We start from the raw sequence: 15,937 nt of genomic DNA, 5'->3' as shown, positions 1-15,937 counted from the left end.
CTTGGATGAAGGCGCTCTCAATGGTAAGCGCGATGGCTTATTTCACGACGACATTTGGCAGTGAGTTTTTCTCGAGCAAGGGGCTGGAGGGCGTGTCCGGCACAGCGCCTGACCGCTGTTCTTCGTCATGTCTTGATTTGCGGTGGCGGTCATCGTCGTGATCGTATTCGCGATCCTTGTGTTTCATTTTGACTATAGCAAGCGTAGCGGGATCAACTTTAGCCCTGAAAGCAATTCCGGTTTTGTCGGAGCCACGGACCTCATAACAGCCGTCATCGATTTTGATCCGCGCCACGGTCCAGCCGCGAGAAGTAGCCATGGCCTGAACCGCGTCCCTGGATTGCCACTTGTCCATCGATACATGGCAGTCATCATCGGCTCGCGCCACGCCGCTTCCTGCTGCGATCATTAAAAAGGAGATTGCCGCAAGGTAATTTACCATCATATCATTGTTCCTGATCAATGCGCTTTGAAGAGAACAATGCCAGCCATTTCTGACGAACAGCTGAAGCTGGCAAGGATATGACGTCAGAGGAATGACAGCTTACGGCTTCAGTTAGAATATGTTCGCATCTGACCAGACGACACGGGTTCCCGTTTTCTATCGAATAAAAGGTGCTATTGGATGCGCGTCCTGTTGATCGAAGACGATATAATCCTGGGCAAGGCCGTTCGCGACCATATCGCTGTCAACCATTCTGTGGATTGGGTGACCCGCCTCGACGACGCAACCGAGCATGTCGGCTCGGCAGTCTACGACCTAATCCTGTTGGACCTGATGCTTCCCGACGGGCTGGGTATCAATTTTTTGCGCAATCTTCGCGCCAAAGGTAGCGTCACGCCAGTCATTATTCTCACGGCGCTGGATCAGATTTCCGACCGGATCGAAGGTCTTGACGCCGGGGCCGACGATTACCTGATCAAACCGTTCGATCTGGCAGAGCTTTCGTCGCGACTGAACGCTGTTGCACGACGCTATAGCGGCAATCCCAACCCTTTGGTCGAAATGCGCGACCTCCAGATCGATCTGGCCGCCAAGACAGTGAGGCAAGGGGGACGCACCATTGAACTGACCAGCCGCGAATGGGCGCTGCTGGAAACCTTCTTGCAGCGACCCGGCATTGCATTGACCAAGTCGCAACTCGAAGACCGGCTCTATGCCTTCGGGTCGGAAGTTGAGAGCAATACGATTGAGGTCCATGTCAGCCGCCTCCGTAAAAAGCTTGGGCACGGGATCATCGACACGGTTCGCGGCATCGGCTATCGGCTTGGAAACGCGAAATGATACAACCAAAGAGCCTGCAATGGAGGCTTTCGCTCTGGCTCGGACTCGGTGCGACCCTGCTGTGGGTCATTACCACCATTGTGACAGCACAGCTTCTGCGCCACGAACTGAATATGGCCTTTGACAGCGCCCTGGAAGAAACGGCGCAGCGCATTCTGCCAGTCGCAGCGCTTGAGATATTGGGACGCGATGCCGACGACACCGAACAGCGGGTTGCCACCCTGCGCCAGCACGACGAATATTTCACTTATGTGGTCCGTGACGCAGCCGGAACCGTACAGATGCGTTCACATAATGCGGATGTGACCATTTTTCCGCCCTATTCAAGAATGGGTTTCAGCAGCACACCAACCCACAGGCTCTACTCTGACGCCGCAATGCAGGGTAGTCTCACAATTACTGTCGCTGAACCCCTCTCCCACCGGCGCGATACGGCTAAACACATATTATACACGCTTGCTGTACCTCTCTCCCTGGCCGTCCTCCTCGGCTTGATCGGTGTCTGGTTCATCGTACGTCTTTCCATGGCACCGGTTCGCAGTTTTCGCAATCAGATTGAGGCGCGTGGCAGTGGAGATCTTGATCCGGTCGCCGTAAATGGGCTTCCCTCCGAAATTGACACTGTTGCCATAGCGGTAAATCGGTTGTTGGATCGTTTGAAACTGACCCTGGAAGCCGAACGCAGTCTTGCAGCCAAATCAGCCCACGAATTGCGCACCCCGGTGGCAGCGGCGCTCGCACAGTCGCAAAGACTGATCGTCGAGGCGCCCGATGCTACCACGCGCGAACGTGCGCAGGACATGGAAACGGCGCTGCGCCGCCTCGCCCGCTTGACAGAAAAACTGATGCAGTTGGCAAGAGCCGAGGGCGGACGGCTCCTTGCCGAAAAGCCAGTAAATATTGCTGCAATCCTTCGATTAGTTGTAGGCGAGTTCAACGGATCTACCGATGCTGTCGGTCGCATTGAGTTGACTCTCCCTGATTGCCCCGTGCTTAAGAGCATTGATGCGGATGCGTTTGCCATACTAGCGCGCAACCTGATCGAAAACGCACTCAAACACGGTGCACAGGACATGCCTGTTCTCGTAAGTCTTAAAAGCGACGGGGAACTGCGTGTTGTTAATGGCGGCCCAGTCGTGCCGCCCGAAACGCTTGCTCGGCTGAGTGAGCCGTTCGAGCGCGGTCAGGCTCTTGTGCGCGGTGCAGGACTTGGTCTTGCCATTGCCAAAACAATTGCTACTGGAGCAGGCGGTCGGTTGGAGTTTTCCTCCCCGGCATCTGGCAAGAAAGACGGCTTCGAAGCGAGGTTTTCTTCCATTGCATGAATGCCGAACCGGTGCACCACTGACCATTGAGAAGCGCCTCGCTGCTTTGATTGCCAGTCAAGAATTCATGTTCGTCCAGATGTGACGCTCAGTATGGGGCCTTACGCTTTCATTAGGAGCCGGAGTTAACGGTCAGATTCGCGACTTATACCATCCGTTTTGGCTCCAAATGCTGCCCGATACCGCCAGCAGCACTCAGCAACGCCATCTTTCTCCCATGGCGCGGACTTTAGTCGTAGTCGGGCTCTTCAACCGGGAACGCATCGACGTAGCCGAAATCTACGGTGAAAGTTTTCTGACTGACCTCAATCTCGTGGAGCACAATGCCGTTAGTAACGTCCCGATCCGCGACAATCGTGAGATGAACAGGTACGTCCGTAGTGGTCGCCACATACTCGCTGCCCATGCTGACGCTTTCTCGGTCAAGGCTGTCCCAGACCGAAAAGCTGAAGTTAGCCTCGAAATCTGCCTGGATGTCGACCTCGACTGAGAATGTGACTGTGTTGTCATCGGCTGCCAGTACTACCGGCTTGGCGAGCGTGCCCATCAGGATTTCTTTGAGCTTAGCATCCATAGGCTCCGCTTCAAACTCGACTGAGCAGTTGGCATCAACATCGTAGTCGATATATGTGAGCCGTTCGACGATTGCGTCGCGAACCGCGCCTTCGAAGTGCTTCTCATCTCCATCGAGCCAAAGCTCGACGATCTTGTCGGCGAGATCTGCGTCCTCGAATGCCTCGCTGTAAATCCCGAGTGCCTCAGTCAGCGGAAAGACCGTAACCAAGTGCTCTGACTTCGCGGCGAAGTCCTTCCACGCACTGTCTTGGGCAACACAGATGACGAGCTTGCCCTTCGCCTTCGCGTACTCTTCTAGGCACAACAGTGCAGCGGCATCAGGGAATTCTTGCTTGCGAGTTTCCTTTTTCCCGAAAGGCGTCTGCACAGCAAAGTATCGGCGGAACAGCTCAGCTAGGCCGTCCGGTGTATCGGCGACCTTAATTACCTCAGCGCCTACAACTTTGACGAAATCGTCAAACTCTGATCTTGCGAATTCCGCGGGATCTTTGTCTATAAACAAAGCTGTGTGCTCGCCTGCCGGACTCTGTCGAAACCACCGGAGATTGTTGCTTCGGAGAGCCGTCTTCAGTGCCCGCTGCGTGTCCGCAGCCTCAACTTCCAAATGAGCCATCATCTCGCTGGCAATCACATCCGTGATCAGGATAGGTGTGTGCCGGGTTCTGATCTGTGAGATCGACCGGAAATCGGTGCGGCGGAAATCCCTCTGCTTGCTGTCGAAGACGGTTGTATCGATCGTTACCGCTGCGATTCGGCCATCGCTGATGGCTTCAATCACCTGCTGTCGGGTCATTTCCGGCATTTTTTCACCAATGCTTGTTTCGAGTATGGTTTTATCTTTTTACTAGGTCCCAATCCAGCTCGGTCGGTCATAGGTCTCAAGTTCTCGGCAGGCTACTGCTTAGCCATCCCTTCGTTGGAAGTCTGCTTTGCTCAGACCAAATGATTGCGAGGGTTCACCGCGCAGGACCGCGCGCGCCAGATCAAAGTTCACTGGCATAGGCCGTTCCGCTACTGGATCGTGATTAATACAACAAGCAGAGACGTGTCGGTTCATGAACACAACTGACCGAAGAGCATACTTTCAACATTGAACTACGCTTAACTTGCAGGCGCGAGCCATAAATCCGGAACCAGTGCGTCACCATCCCGCCATTCAGCAATAGGTACAACGCCAGAAAGTTCTCCCCAAACGTCAGCACCGGCGTGGTCGAGCACAATCGCCTGCAACTGGCCTTTCGCAAGAACGATCTCGTCTGCAATGGCTGAAAATACTCCCCGTACGGCGGCAATGTCCTGATTTCGCGTTCGCCCTGGCGCATCCCGACCGGGTCTGTCAAATCCCGACGGGAAGTAAACCTGGCTTGGCTGGTCATAGATAAGGAAACCCGGAACGCAATGATCCGGAAGCTCTCTGAAGAAACGCTGGAGTGACAAAGTTACCGCGACATGATAGGCGAGCCAGTTCGCCCCGCTACCTATTTCCCATAAGTAGTCCTTGCGATCGGGATGAACAACACGCACCGTCAGGTCATCAATCAGAACCTCAATCGGTGCGTTTGGCCATTCCCCATCCAATTTGGGGAGGATGGAGGCCGCGATTTTTGCAACGTAAAGAAGAGCATTTTCAGTTCGTCGACGCACCTGTTGCTCTGAATAAATAGCCTTTTGTTCATCGATTAGCCCATATAGGCGACCAACCTCATCAGCTTGCGCGCCACTATCGTCGGCGCGCTCAAACGTTTCGAGAGCTTGTTCCAGCCGGCCAAGGAAACGCTCTACTCTATCGCGTCGGTAGGTTGCTTCCTTCACCTCGTCAGATCGCCGTTCAAGGATATTGATCTCTTGGCGAACAGCAGCCAACTCTTTCGTCGCAATATCCAAGTCCGATCTGATCCGTAGGCGTTCTTTGTCGAAAGTATCAGATAAGCTCGGTTGCGTGCGCAACTGGATTTCGATCCCTGCAAGAGCCTGCACGAGCGCGTCGATTTTCTCACGGCCTTCCGCAAGTACCGCTAGGGGATCATTAACGGGTTCTGTCCTGGTCTTAAGCCAATCCGCGATATCCAGCCGGTCCTTCTGGATTCGAATGGCCCCACCGTACTTTCTGCTACTTTCAACAAGGCGTTCCACCTCTCCAAGGTGTTGCCGGAGAATGGAAAGTCTGGCAGCAGTTTCCGATTCTCGATTTTGTAAAAGTTCGAGTTGGCGTAGCGAGGGCTCTATCGAGTCAACAGTCGCGAATGATGTTCGTGTGTCAGCGCGTGTCGCCAAACGGAGGAGATCAATCGTATGGTTGGGATCGTCTTCGGGCATCGACGTTCCCTGGGGTAGAAGGCCTAGTTCCAATGCTTGCCTAAGCCAACCGTTGGTTTCTGCCTGCCAAGCCCGGACTGCCTTCTTAACCGTAGACAAAGCGGACTCTGCTTGCCGAAGAAGACGCTGTAAACGATCGATCTCCCAACGAGCAGCGACCAATTCTGGCGTCAACGCGCCAAGCACGTAAGGAAATATTGCCTTTAGTTTTTCGCGATGTTCGGTCGTGTCGGCTCCGAAATATAGAGCCAGGGGATTCGCGACGATATATTGAGGCTGGAAGTTAAAAGCCATCAGGTCGCGAAAACTTACACGACTTTGATAGGCAACATCTGCATCTGGATTGAGACGGAGCCGAGAAAGACCAGACAATTCTCCTAGCTTCCGCTTCACTATATCCGTAGTCGTGTTCTTTTCTGTGATCCTGTCCGGAATGTCGATTTCATCGCCCTCAAGGAGATACATATCCCCCGTCTGCCTAGCATCACCGGGCTCCCTTCTTGCCAAAAGCTTTTTGCCTTCGAGAGTATCCACAACAATACCAAACCAATCGCAGGTATTTCGTATTGTTCCAACCGGAATGCTGCATTTCCCCGATGCCAAGCAATAGTCAATGATTGGAATGACCGCTGATTTACCCGTTTTCGATGCGCCCGTGATGACATTCACCATGCCGGGCACGAAATTTAACACACGCGGTGGATGATTGGCCTTGGGCCAGAGAATCAAACTCAAAATCTGAAAATGCATCTAAGGTTCCACCCACAATAGTGTAAATGCCTGTTCAAGGGTAAGCCTAGCCAACCAGTGACCCAGTTTTTCTGCTCCCGCAATATGATACTTTAACCTTACAGGCGGTTGTGGAGGACGCACCTCATTACTCCGAAGCCTACCCGTATCGTAAGAGATATGCATGAGTCCGCTGGAAATCGCCGCTCCTACAGCGGACAATGTCAGTTCCCTCATCTTCAGTGCGCGTTCCTGTATTGAGATCAGCAGTTCTCGTTCTTCGCCGAGCTTTTTCGTAAATTGTGAAAGACCAGACGAGTTGTTTGTAGATTTGATGCGATCAAGTGTAGGCGCATGATAAAGGAGTGGGAGCACCACAAAGAATGAATGTAACTGAGCAGCTGTACCCAGTTGCTCCTCTTGATAGGATTTGCCAAACCGCCACAGAAGCAGCGCTCCCAAAGCAGGATTCTGTACCAATGCTACCGTTGAAAGGGTTTTCGTCGTCATGACGTTGCCTTCGGAAACAAAGAAAGATGGTCCGGGTGCCAACCTACCTTGCGCTCGTCTGCGAGACAGTTGTATTCTCCAGCGACGAAGTAGCTGGGAAGGGTTTGGCCTTCCAATGGCATCTGTAATTCTGCGCACCTGCGGTAAAGTTGTCGTCCCCTATGCGTGGGAACTAGATGTCCATGGGTGTCCGCAAGCTCATCAGAAGTCAAAGTATGATGGCGAATTAGTGACTGGTCGAGCTCTTCTAGGCTACTGTCGACTATACTCCCGTTATCGGCCCATGTGACTTTGTCAGCTATCGTTCGTAGAAAATCACTCACCGCCGTTGTCATGAGGGTCTCCGACACCTCGATAGCGGCAAGCTGGCGCACGAATGTTGGCTGTCTGCTCAGAACATCAGCGATTTGATTAGGTCCGGGTACACCCGTAGTCGAGGCAAGAAGCTTTGAAAAGTCATGTTTTCTTATAAAGGCTCTTAGCTTCTGCCGAAACGCTCCTGAATCTAGAATCGGTATTTTCTTTTTACGAATTAGGCTGTCGACTTCGGTCTTGGCCATTCCGATTGCGGCGGCACAGAACTGATCAAGGCTTTCTTCGGGAAGTGTTGCAAGCAGCTTTCCCCGGATTGGGTCGACTGGGTCTTCTTCGGTTTGCAATTCAAATTGTCTAATCACTTTCAGACAAATGTCATCGCCTGCGTCGAGAAATTTGTTGATTAACGGCTCCACGCCAACGCCCTTTTTACCTCTAAAGGTCTTCGTTTTGAATTTCTTTAGTAGCAGGGCTGCTTTGGTCTCATCGTTGGCGTCATGTAAATCACGCACGAGATTGCCAACTTTGACGGGTGTGACGTAAAATCGAAACACTGTTGCAGAATTAAAGAGTGATGTAGGCAGTGAAGCCCAATTCGAAAGGGTCTTCCACAATTCCGCCGAGCGATCTGACGCTGGATTACCAGTCAGCGAGCTTTTTGATTGCTCGAAGCCCACCCCGCCGGACGCATCGTGGATCGCGATATCATCAAATAGTTCCAGCGAGACCCGACAACCATTTGCGACACTCATCAGATGGTAGCAAAGCCGCACCGGTTGAAGGCCATAGCCAAGATATTGGCCTGGTACAGATGTCTTGAGTTTTGGATATTCGTCCAATGGCATCGTATTCCGAAAAGATTCCCCACCGACTCAAGCTAACCGAAATCTGTGGTTGCACAAGACTTGCTCACGTTAACTAACATCCTTTTCGAAAAAGGAACCCATATACTGGTGTCTCAGAATGGGGTTGTGATTATCTGTTCACAAGCCAACAGCGCGATTTCCAGCAATGCGCAGCGTGGTAATCTCTTTGGAGAGCAATCAGACATGCCATCCCGGCGCCCGTGCCTTCGAATTGCCGAGCAGATTCTCGCTTATCGCGATTTTTAGAGCATATAAAAACAATGGCTTAACATCGTTTTATCAACCTAAATGGCGCTTAGCTTTCGTTACATCGACGGTGTTTTTCTGTGTTTATCACCATCGATAATTATACAGTATCGATGGTGATTGATTTGAAGCCGCAAATCGGTAAAAGTCGGGCAAAGGCGCGCGAAAGCAGCGCCTCTTGACCGATCACGGAGGCTGTCTTTGGCCCAATTGCCCGATCCCGCCAGTGAGTGCCGTGCGCTACAGCTCGATACGATTGCCGCCGTGCTGCCGATGAACCGGCGCGACATGCTGGCGGAGATTTTGACCGATCAGGACGTCGAGACGCTCCGCCATCTGGTCAAGGAAGGCATGGGCGAGAATACGCTGCGTGCGCTAACCTCGGATCTGGCCTATCTCGAAGCCTGGTCGCTGGCTGCCACCGGTAGCCCCCTGCCCTTCCCGACACCCGAAGCCCTGTTGCTGAAATTCATCGCCCATCATCTGTGGCGACACCAGCAACGCGAGATCGATCCCGATCACGGCATGCCAGCCGGCGTGGAAGCGGAATTACGCAGCCAAGGTTTTTTGCGCGCATCCGGACCGCATGCGCCAGCAACCGTGCGGCGGCGTCTGTCCAACTGGTCGACATTGACCCGCTGGCGCGGGCTGGAAGGATCGTTTTCGGCACCGTCCGTCAAATCCGCTCTGCGTCTTGCCGTGCGCGCCACCAATCGTCCGCGCAGCCGCAAGAGTGCGCAGGCGATTACCGGCGACATCATGACGAAACTTCTGGAAACCTGTGTTGGCGACGATTTGCGCACGCTGCGCGATCGGGCCATCCTGATGGTCGCTTTTGCCTCTGGCGGCCGCAGGCGCAGCGAGGTCGTACGCCTCGCACTGGAACAGTTCACCCTGGAAGAGCCCGTAATCGACAAGGATGGCAGCCCCCTCCCCTCTTTGTCGATCCGCCTCGGGCGCACCAAGACGGCCAGTGCCGAGCAAGACGAGGTCGTCTATCTGACCGGTCGCCCCGTCGACGCGCTCCATGCATGGATTGCAGCGGCGAAGATCGAAAGCGGCAGTCTGTTTCGCGCCGTCGATCGATGGAACAATGTCGGACGCCAGGCAATCGATGCCCAAACGGTCAATGCAATCGTCAAAGCACGGGCCGCGAGCGCCGGTCTCGATCCGAAGGCGTTTTCGGCGCACGGGCTGCGCTCCGGCTATCTCACCGAAGCGGCCAATCGTGGCATTCCGCTCCCGGAAGCGATGGAACAATCACGCCATCGCTCCGTGCAGCAGGCATCCGACTATTACAACAATGCCAAGCGGCGCAGCGGACGCGCGTCACGATTGCTTTAGCCCCGGAAGCGTAGAGCTTGGATCAGCATGGAAAACCCGGAGGCGCGGAGGAATGCTGCCTGCGGCTCGGGTAATAGAGATAATAGCCGGGGAACAGCGGACAGCAATCATCAAGCACGCGATCGATCAGTCCGTCGGCTATGAGCGGAAGCACCTGATCCTCAGTGATATCGGCATTGAAGTGGCGCATATGATCCGCAAGGGCTGCTGGCATGCCACCTATCTCTGCTGTGGCAGGATCAGGATTGCCCTGAAATCGTTGACGTTCGTCCCTGTTGGTCCAGTCACGAACAGATCATTCAGCATCGAAAAAACAGAATAGCTATCGTGCCGTGAGAGCATGTCTCTTACATCCATGCCATTTTCCAGAATGCGCCTCGCCGTCGTCCCATCGATGAACGCCCCTGCATTCTCCTCAGATCCGTCGATACCATCCGTATCCGCTACCAAAGCATGCACATCTAGGCCATCGATCCACGGAGAGAGAGCAAGTGCGAACTCGCCGTTTCGCCCGCCACGACCGCCCTTGCTTCTGACAGTGACCGTCGTTTCTCCACCGGAAAGAAGAACGCAGGCTGAGACAAACGGCTGGTTTCGCCGGGCAATCTCAGCCGCAATTGCACCATGTACTGCCGCGACGTCGCGCGCCTCGCCTTCGATGGCGTCAGACAGAATATGAGCTTCGATGCCGGATGATCGGGCCAACGCGGCGGCGGCCTCAAGCGATACGCGAGCCGAAGCGATGACCTGATGATGATTGCGGGAAAAAATCGGATTCTCAGGCTGCGGGGCGTCCGCATCAGACGAGCCAATGAAATCGAGCACTCGATCCGGTATTGCCAGAGAATACTGTTTGATCACACGCAAAGCGTCATGCCGCGTCGTCCTGTCGGGGATTGTAGGCCCGGACGATATGAGCGCCGGATTGTCGCCCGGTATGTCGGAGATCACCAGACTGACAACCTTCGCCTTTGTGACGGCAGCGAGACGCCCTCCCTTGATGCGGGAGAAATGCTTTCGAACGGCATTCATGGCGGAGATGGGAGCGCCGGATGCCAGAAGTGTACTGTTGAGTTCAATCTCGTCTTCCAGCGTAAATCCAGAAGGAGCGGCTGGCAGCAGTGCGGAGCCGCCACCGCAGATCAGCGCAATCACAAGATCATTTTCAGATAGGCCTGCGATCGTGTCCAGCAGCCTTTGGGCCGCCGTGATACCGGCTTCGTCAGGAACGGGATGCGATGCCTCCAGCACGTCGATCGACCGTGTGGCACATCCATACCCATATCGTGTGACGACAGTTCCCGTAAGCGGACCTGGCCATAAGTCTTCAAGAGCACGCGCCATCTGCGCAGAACCTTTTCCGGCACCGATAACGACGGTCCGACCATTTTCAGGCGGTGACGGAAGATGCGCAGCCAGGCTCAAAGCAGGGTCTGCAGCCTTGACGGCGACACTGAATAAGCTCCGCAGAAAATCTCTAGGCTCTGAGAGCTTCATGATGCAGAACCACAAGGAGAAAAGTCTTCAGGCAGATCGCCCCTAAGGTTGCTGGCACGCCGCTCGCGTAGCGCTGTGACGATCTGATCCACAGCTTGCTTTGCCCCTGCTACCCGTGAAGGATGATCCGTGTCTGCCGCTACATGAGGAAGCAAAAGCAACCTACCCGAATACTTTCGAGCAAGCGGGATAAAAGGAACCAATGGTCCGCTCTGCACGCCATCATCGGATCGAAAGATATCGGCGTCGATCGCGGCCGAGGCAATTTTGCCACGTGCCATGGCCCGGTCCAGCGCCGCCACATCGACAACCTCGCCCCGGTCGAAATTGATCAGGACGCCTCCATCCGCCATAGCGGAAAGTATTTCGTCTCCGATGAAGCCAGCATTACCGTAATGCTTTAGCTGGGGATCGAAGCTACCCAATCCAACGTGAACGGAAATCGCATTCGCGCCGGATGCGGCAGCAGCGGCATCCCCGGAAAATTGAAAACCTTCAGCTTCGATTTTATGGCGGTAATGCTCGCGAGCATAGACCGTGACCGACATCCCGAAGGCCTTGCCGAGGCGGGCAACTTCACGCCCGATATTTCCATAGCCAAATACCGTGAGGCGCTTGCCATCGGCCTTTTCAGTTGGAAAACTGCGAAGATCGCGTCCAGTATCGAAACTCCCAGCCATGACGAGATGATGAAGGGTGTCGAAAGGCAGGTCGGGTGTGAATCGTAAAAGTGCCCGTATCGCCATCTGCGCCGTCGCCCGGCTGTTGATACCGGGCGTGTTCATGAGCACGGCATTTCCGCCACGGCCATCACCACCACCCCAGGAAGATGATTGCATATTACCGGTGCCGGCACCTATGCGCACGCCTGCAACGCTGAACACGCTCTGTTTCGGGATCACGGTTGCGGCAGCGATGACCGCGTCATAGCGGCCATCGCTCGTTTCAGTTAGCAGTTCGTCTTCCGTGCTGAGGTTGGGCTGATAAAAGAAATGGATGCGACCAGCATCGAAGGTGGCGGCGGTTTGAATGCCACCGAGGTGGAAAACTTCGCCAAGCCCCTCGATATATTGCCGAACCTCACCGGGATCAGGTTCGCCTTTCTCGTCAAACTTAAGGCCTATAAGGTCGCAAATCAGGACTTTATAGGTGCCGTTTGCATAGTTTTTTGCATCCATTTCAATGTCCGTCAGTCTACGAGATCAGGGTCGGTGCGGATGATCCAATCATAGATCGGCTGGAAATGCAGCCACCCCATGAAGGGTGTGGCCAAATGTTTCGCAGAGTGTGCTGCTTTTTCAGGAGCTACCAGCTTCAGCGGTGAACCGGTTGCCTCCGCTTTCAACTGAATCTCGCAGGCGCGCTCAAGTGCGATAAACCACCAGGCCGCCTCATCGATGCTATGGCGTCCGACGCTGAACAGGCCGTGGTTCTGGTGTATTGCCACTTTCGAATCCCCGAACGCCTTGGCGACTGCAAAGCCCGCGCCGCGCTCCACGACGACGGCTCCTGCCTCTTCCGTAATCACCGCCTGATGACCGAAGAAGCCGCATGCAGTCTGGGTAATTGGATCGAGCGGACGACCCAAAGCTGCCCATGCCATTCCGTTGACGGTATGCGCATGGCACGACGCAATGATGTCCGGGTTTTCCTCATGGATCGCCGAGTGCAGAACGAAACCGGCCTGATTGACGGCCCATGTGCCTTCGACGACCTTTCCGACATGATCGACAAGGATCATGTCGGAGGCCTTGACACGCGACATGCTCATCCCGAACGGATTCGTCCAGAAAAGACCCGGATGCTCGGGATCACGAACGGTTACATGGCCTGCAAATCCATATTCGAACTTGTAGCGCGCGAAAATTCTGCACACGGCCGCAAGGCGCTCGCGGCGATGCTGCCGCTCCTCGGCAACCGTCGAGAAGACAGGCGGTCTGGGAAAATACAGCCCTTCCTGATCCGGTTCATAGATGGATTGCTTTTTCGCAGAAGCAGACATGGCATTCCTCCATTATATGTCTCAGGAAATCTCCAACCGCTATTTGAGTGCGGTTGGCAACCATAGACTTAGTTCGGGAAGGTAGGTGATAATCGCCAGGCAAATCAGCAGTGCCGCATAGAACGGCAGCATGCTCTTCAGAATTTGCTCCACTCTCAATCCCGCGATCTGACAGGCGACGAACAGGTTGACCCCGACTGGCGGTGTGGTCATGCCGACAGCAAGATTGACGATCATGACGATACCGAAGTGAAGCGGATCTATGCCAAGCTTCACCGCAACCGGCGTCAGGATCGGAGCAAGAATGGTGATCGCAGCTCCGGTTTCGAGAAACATGCCGACTATCAGCAGCATCAGGTTAATCAGCGCCAAGAATACCAACGGGTTGTCGGAGATCGCGATGAAGAACTGAGACACCATTTCAGGAATACGGTTTGCAGTCAGCACCCAGCCGAACACGCTGGCCGCAGAGATAATCAGCAGCACCACGACCGTGTTGAGAAGCGAAGATCGAAGCGCGGTCATCAGGCCATCGAAGCTGATGCTGCGGAAAATCAGACCACCGACAACCAATGCAAAACCGACTGCAGCAGCCGCTGCTTCGGTCGGCGTAAAAATACCGCCATAGATGCCACCAAGGATCATGACCGGTAGCATGAGCGGAAGAATGGCAGCCTTGAAGCTCTTCCACACTCCGTCACGCTCACCGGGAAGCAGACCGTCTTGCCCCTGCGTCTTACCGTAACCGTTCCGCTTACTGATGATGTAGACGGTGAACATCAGGCCACCGGCGACCAGAAAGCCTGGGAAAATACCGGCAAGGAAGAGATCGCCGATCGAGACCGGGACGCCAGCCGTCAAGGCGAAGATGATCATCGGAACGGACGGCGGGATGATGACGCCCAGTTCACCGGAAGAGGCCTGCACCGAGGTTGCGAACGGACGTGGATAGCCGCGTCTGGACATAGCCGGGATAAGGATCCCGCCGATAGCCGCCGTGGTCGCAGCGCTCGAACCGGAAATAGCGGCGAAGAACATCGCCGACATGACGGCCACGAGACCGAGACCGCCTGTTGCGCGCCCGACAAGAGCCTGGGCGAAATTGACGAGACGGGTCGAAATCCCGCTCACTTCCATCAACGCGCCAGCGAGTACGAAGAAAGGTATGGCGGTCAGCGGAAAGGAATCCAGCGCGGCGAACATGCGCTGAACCATGGCCTGCAATGGAATTCCAGAGCTATACATGGTGATGGCCGACGTCATCGCGAGCGTGATCGCGATGGGAACTGCCAGAATAAAGAATGCGAAAAGTGAGAAGCCGATGGCTATCGGATACATGGCGCGCCCCTAGCTTGCGGCTTGCGTGATGACCTGCTCAGGCGGGTCGATCGCAACGACGATTGTATTGATGAGCGCGAGCGCAGCACCGGCAGGAATGGCGAGATAGACAATGCTCATCGGCAGTTCGAGCGAACCTGACATGAGGCTTCCAACCATCCCGCGTACGGTCCAGCCGTAATACATCAGCACTACCCAGAAAAATCCGGATATGCCTAGGCTGATGAAGCCGATGGCCCTTGCTAGCTTGGACGGTGCGACCAGATAGATCGCCTCGACGGCAACCAGCATCCCGTGCCGCACCACGATGCCCGCGCCTAGAAAAACGCTCCAGATCAGCGCGAAGCGGATGACCTCTTCCGACCATGTCAAAGGTGAACCGATGATATAGCGGGCAATGACCTGCGCGATACCAAGCAAAGCGAGTACGCCGAGAGTCAAAGCTAGAATATTAAGCACAAGCTCGTTCAATCGATCGATCCAGCGGATCACCGCCCATCTCGGGCGATGATCTTCCTGAACCGGCCGAAGGCCCGGCAAGGCTTCTTCGGACGCGGAATGCTTCATATATTCCTCCCTAGTATGTTATACGGCCTTACTTTGCGGCAGGCACTCCAGCACCCGCAACCGTATTGTAGAGCTCGGATACAGCCGGGAAGTTGGCCTTCACGAAATCCGCACTGACCTTCTGCTGGAAGGGCTTCTTGTCGGGTTCGACAAGCGTCATTCCAGCGTCCTGAAGCGTCCTCACAAAGTTCTGCTCACCCTTCAGAACCTCATCCAAGGAGTACTTCTTTGCAGCGCCATTCGCCGCATCCATGATTGCCTTGCGCTGTTCCTCCGGCATGGCTGCAAGACGCTTGGCATCCATGACCACGACAACCGGCTCATAGGCATGTTCGGTGCGGATCAGGAACTTCACCACCTGCGCAAACTGCGAGGAAACGATCAGAGACAGCGGATTTTCCTGGCCGTCGATGACGCCCTGCTGGAGCGCATTGAAAACTTCGCCGAAGTTCATCGGAGTTGCCGCAGAACCCAGCTGATTCCATGACTTGACCGTGACAGGGCTATCCGGCACGCGGATCTTGAGGCCCGACAGGTCTTCCGGCTTGTTGATCGCCTTTTTCGTGGTCAACCAGCGCGGACCACGCAGCCAGTAGGACACGACCTCATAACCGGATTCTTTACGGATGCCGTCCGTGATTTTCTTGCCAACCTCACCGTCATAAACCGCGTTGTAGTGGTTAATGTCGCGGATCATGAACGGAAGCGTAAAGATACGCGCCGTTTCAGACGCTGTCGACAGAACGCCCGCACCGCCGACCCAGATGTCGTTGGTCATGAACTTGATGCCCTCGAGCAATTCACGATCGCTTCCCAGCGTGCTGTTGCCGTGAATGTCGATACGCACTTCACCGTTCGTAGCGGCCTTCACATCGTCCGCAAATTTCTGAGCGGCAGCGGCGTGAATTTCAGAATTCGGCCATACATGTCCAAGCCGCAGCACTGTCTCCGCCATGGCCGAAGACGCCATGAGGCCGCTGATGGTCAATGCCAGCCCAACTTGCTTGATAAACGTCATTTC

The 15,937-nt window shown here is 54.8% G+C and carries 15 protein-coding genes; 3 read left to right on the top strand and 12 right to left on the bottom strand.

What is annotated here, in order from left to right:
- Positions 1-37: 37 nt before the first annotated feature.
- On the bottom strand, positions 38-445 hold the full coding sequence (locus F9K94_RS23065; RefSeq protein WP_226622744.1) for a PepSY domain-containing protein: 408 nt from the start codon (positions 443-445) through the stop codon (positions 38-40).
- Positions 446-625: 180 nt separating this feature from the next.
- Here F9K94_RS23065 and F9K94_RS23060 point away from each other — a divergent pair, with 180 nt between their 5' ends.
- Both F9K94_RS23060 and F9K94_RS23055 read left to right on the top strand, forming a co-directional pair.
- A complete protein-coding gene (locus F9K94_RS23060) occupies positions 626-1,285 on the top strand; it encodes a response regulator transcription factor (protein ID WP_036586921.1) in 660 nt (219 codons plus the stop codon).
- The gene (locus tag F9K94_RS23055) at positions 1,282-2,610 is read left to right on the top strand and encodes a sensor histidine kinase (protein ID WP_151648923.1); all 1,329 of its coding nucleotides are present in this window, start codon (positions 1,282-1,284) and stop codon (positions 2,608-2,610) included. The genes F9K94_RS23060 and F9K94_RS23055 overlap by 4 nt, the downstream gene beginning before the upstream one ends.
- A gap of 229 nt (positions 2,611-2,839) precedes the next feature.
- Here the strand turns inward: F9K94_RS23055 and F9K94_RS23050 are convergent, their stop codons facing one another.
- From F9K94_RS23050 to F9K94_RS23035, 4 genes are all read right to left on the bottom strand, one after another.
- Positions 2,840-3,988 carry a PIN domain-containing protein gene (locus tag F9K94_RS23050; protein ID WP_151610510.1) on the bottom strand — a complete coding sequence of 383 codons (1,149 nt, stop codon included), beginning with the start codon at positions 3,986-3,988 and terminating at the stop codon, positions 2,840-2,842.
- 299 nt (positions 3,989-4,287) lie between these two features.
- Positions 4,288-6,252 (bottom strand): DUF3732 domain-containing protein, encoded by a 1,965-nt coding sequence (locus F9K94_RS23045; protein WP_151591445.1) that lies wholly within the window; start codon positions 6,250-6,252, stop codon positions 4,288-4,290.
- Positions 6,253-6,741 carry a three component ABC system middle component gene (locus tag F9K94_RS23040; protein ID WP_151591443.1) on the bottom strand — a complete coding sequence of 163 codons (489 nt, stop codon included), beginning with the start codon at positions 6,739-6,741 and terminating at the stop codon, positions 6,253-6,255.
- Positions 6,738-7,901: an ABC-three component system protein gene (locus F9K94_RS23035; RefSeq protein ID WP_151591441.1), complete on the bottom strand. Its 1,164-nt coding sequence runs from the start codon at positions 7,899-7,901 to the stop codon at positions 6,738-6,740. The genes F9K94_RS23040 and F9K94_RS23035 overlap by 4 nt, the downstream gene beginning before the upstream one ends.
- Before the next feature lie 540 nt (positions 7,902-8,441).
- On the opposite strand from F9K94_RS23035, the gene F9K94_RS23030 reads away from it, so the two are divergent.
- Positions 8,442-9,512, top strand: a complete 1,071-nt coding sequence (locus tag F9K94_RS23030) for a site-specific integrase (protein WP_235920681.1) — start codon at positions 8,442-8,444, stop codon at positions 9,510-9,512.
- A 22-nt stretch (positions 9,513-9,534) separates the two neighbouring features.
- Here the strand turns inward: F9K94_RS23030 and F9K94_RS24890 are convergent, their stop codons facing one another.
- From F9K94_RS24890 to F9K94_RS22995, 7 genes are read right to left on the bottom strand one after another with little or no spacing between them, the layout of a single operon-like run.
- Entirely contained in the window at positions 9,535-9,726 is a 192-nt protein-coding gene (locus F9K94_RS24890) for a hypothetical protein (protein WP_192799571.1), read from the bottom strand.
- Between the two features lie 5 nt (positions 9,727-9,731).
- Entirely contained in the window at positions 9,732-11,009 is a 1,278-nt protein-coding gene (locus F9K94_RS23020) for a glycerate kinase type-2 family protein (protein ID WP_151610508.1), read from the bottom strand.
- On the bottom strand, positions 11,006-12,187 hold the full coding sequence (locus F9K94_RS23015) for an NAD(P)-dependent oxidoreductase (RefSeq protein WP_151610507.1): 1,182 nt from the start codon (positions 12,185-12,187) through the stop codon (positions 11,006-11,008). The genes F9K94_RS23020 and F9K94_RS23015 overlap by 4 nt, the downstream gene beginning before the upstream one ends.
- Before the next feature lie 11 nt (positions 12,188-12,198).
- The gene (locus F9K94_RS23010; RefSeq protein ID WP_151610506.1) at positions 12,199-13,011 is read right to left on the bottom strand and encodes a class II aldolase/adducin family protein; all 813 of its coding nucleotides are present in this window, start codon (positions 13,009-13,011) and stop codon (positions 12,199-12,201) included.
- Between the two features lie 39 nt (positions 13,012-13,050).
- Positions 13,051-14,349 carry a TRAP transporter large permease gene (locus F9K94_RS23005; protein WP_151610505.1) on the bottom strand — a complete coding sequence of 433 codons (1,299 nt, stop codon included), beginning with the start codon at positions 14,347-14,349 and terminating at the stop codon, positions 13,051-13,053.
- 9 nt (positions 14,350-14,358) lie between these two features.
- Entirely contained in the window at positions 14,359-14,916 is a 558-nt protein-coding gene (locus F9K94_RS23000; RefSeq protein WP_151610504.1) for a TRAP transporter small permease, read from the bottom strand.
- Between the two features lie 28 nt (positions 14,917-14,944).
- Positions 14,945-15,934, bottom strand: a complete 990-nt coding sequence (locus tag F9K94_RS22995) for a TRAP transporter substrate-binding protein (RefSeq protein WP_151610503.1) — start codon at positions 15,932-15,934, stop codon at positions 14,945-14,947.
- Positions 15,935-15,937: the final 3 nt, after the last annotated feature.

Source organism: Brucella tritici (genome assembly GCF_008932285.1).
Taxonomy (GTDB): domain Bacteria; phylum Pseudomonadota; class Alphaproteobacteria; order Rhizobiales; family Rhizobiaceae; genus Brucella; species Brucella tritici.
This window is presented reverse-complemented; position numbering and strand designations above follow the sequence as displayed.

Bases quoted from the DNA above. Each gene is read 5' to 3' on its own strand.
- F9K94_RS23005 (WP_151610505.1), bottom strand. From the start codon at position 14,349: ATGTATCCGATAGCCATCGGCTTCTCACTTTTCGCATTCTTTATTCTG.
- F9K94_RS23040 (WP_151591443.1), bottom strand. From the start codon at position 6,741: ATGACGACGAAAACCCTTTCAACGGTAGCATTGGTACAGAATCCTGCT.
- F9K94_RS23030 (WP_235920681.1), top strand. From the start codon at position 8,442: ATGAACCGGCGCGACATGCTGGCGGAGATTTTGACCGATCAGGACGTC.
- F9K94_RS23010 (WP_151610506.1), bottom strand. From the start codon at position 13,011: ATGTCTGCTTCTGCGAAAAAGCAATCCATCTATGAACCGGATCAGGAA.
- F9K94_RS23020 (WP_151610508.1), bottom strand. From the start codon at position 11,009: ATGAAGCTCTCAGAGCCTAGAGATTTTCTGCGGAGCTTATTCAGTGTC.
- F9K94_RS23055 (WP_151648923.1), top strand. From the start codon at position 1,282: ATGATACAACCAAAGAGCCTGCAATGGAGGCTTTCGCTCTGGCTCGGA.
- F9K94_RS23015 (WP_151610507.1), bottom strand. From the start codon at position 12,187: ATGGATGCAAAAAACTATGCAAACGGCACCTATAAAGTCCTGATTTGC.
- F9K94_RS22995 (WP_151610503.1), bottom strand. From the start codon at position 15,934: ATGACGTTTATCAAGCAAGTTGGGCTGGCATTGACCATCAGCGGCCTC.
- F9K94_RS24890 (WP_192799571.1), bottom strand. From the start codon at position 9,726: ATGCCAGCAGCCCTTGCGGATCATATGCGCCACTTCAATGCCGATATC.
- F9K94_RS23060 (WP_036586921.1), top strand. From the start codon at position 626: ATGCGCGTCCTGTTGATCGAAGACGATATAATCCTGGGCAAGGCCGTT.
- F9K94_RS23045 (WP_151591445.1), bottom strand. From the start codon at position 6,252: ATGCATTTTCAGATTTTGAGTTTGATTCTCTGGCCCAAGGCCAATCAT.
- F9K94_RS23000 (WP_151610504.1), bottom strand. From the start codon at position 14,916: ATGAAGCATTCCGCGTCCGAAGAAGCCTTGCCGGGCCTTCGGCCGGTT.
- F9K94_RS23035 (WP_151591441.1), bottom strand. From the start codon at position 7,901: ATGCCATTGGACGAATATCCAAAACTCAAGACATCTGTACCAGGCCAA.
- F9K94_RS23050 (WP_151610510.1), bottom strand. From the start codon at position 3,988: ATGCCGGAAATGACCCGACAGCAGGTGATTGAAGCCATCAGCGATGGC.
- F9K94_RS23065 (WP_226622744.1), bottom strand. From the start codon at position 445: ATGATGGTAAATTACCTTGCGGCAATCTCCTTTTTAATGATCGCAGCA.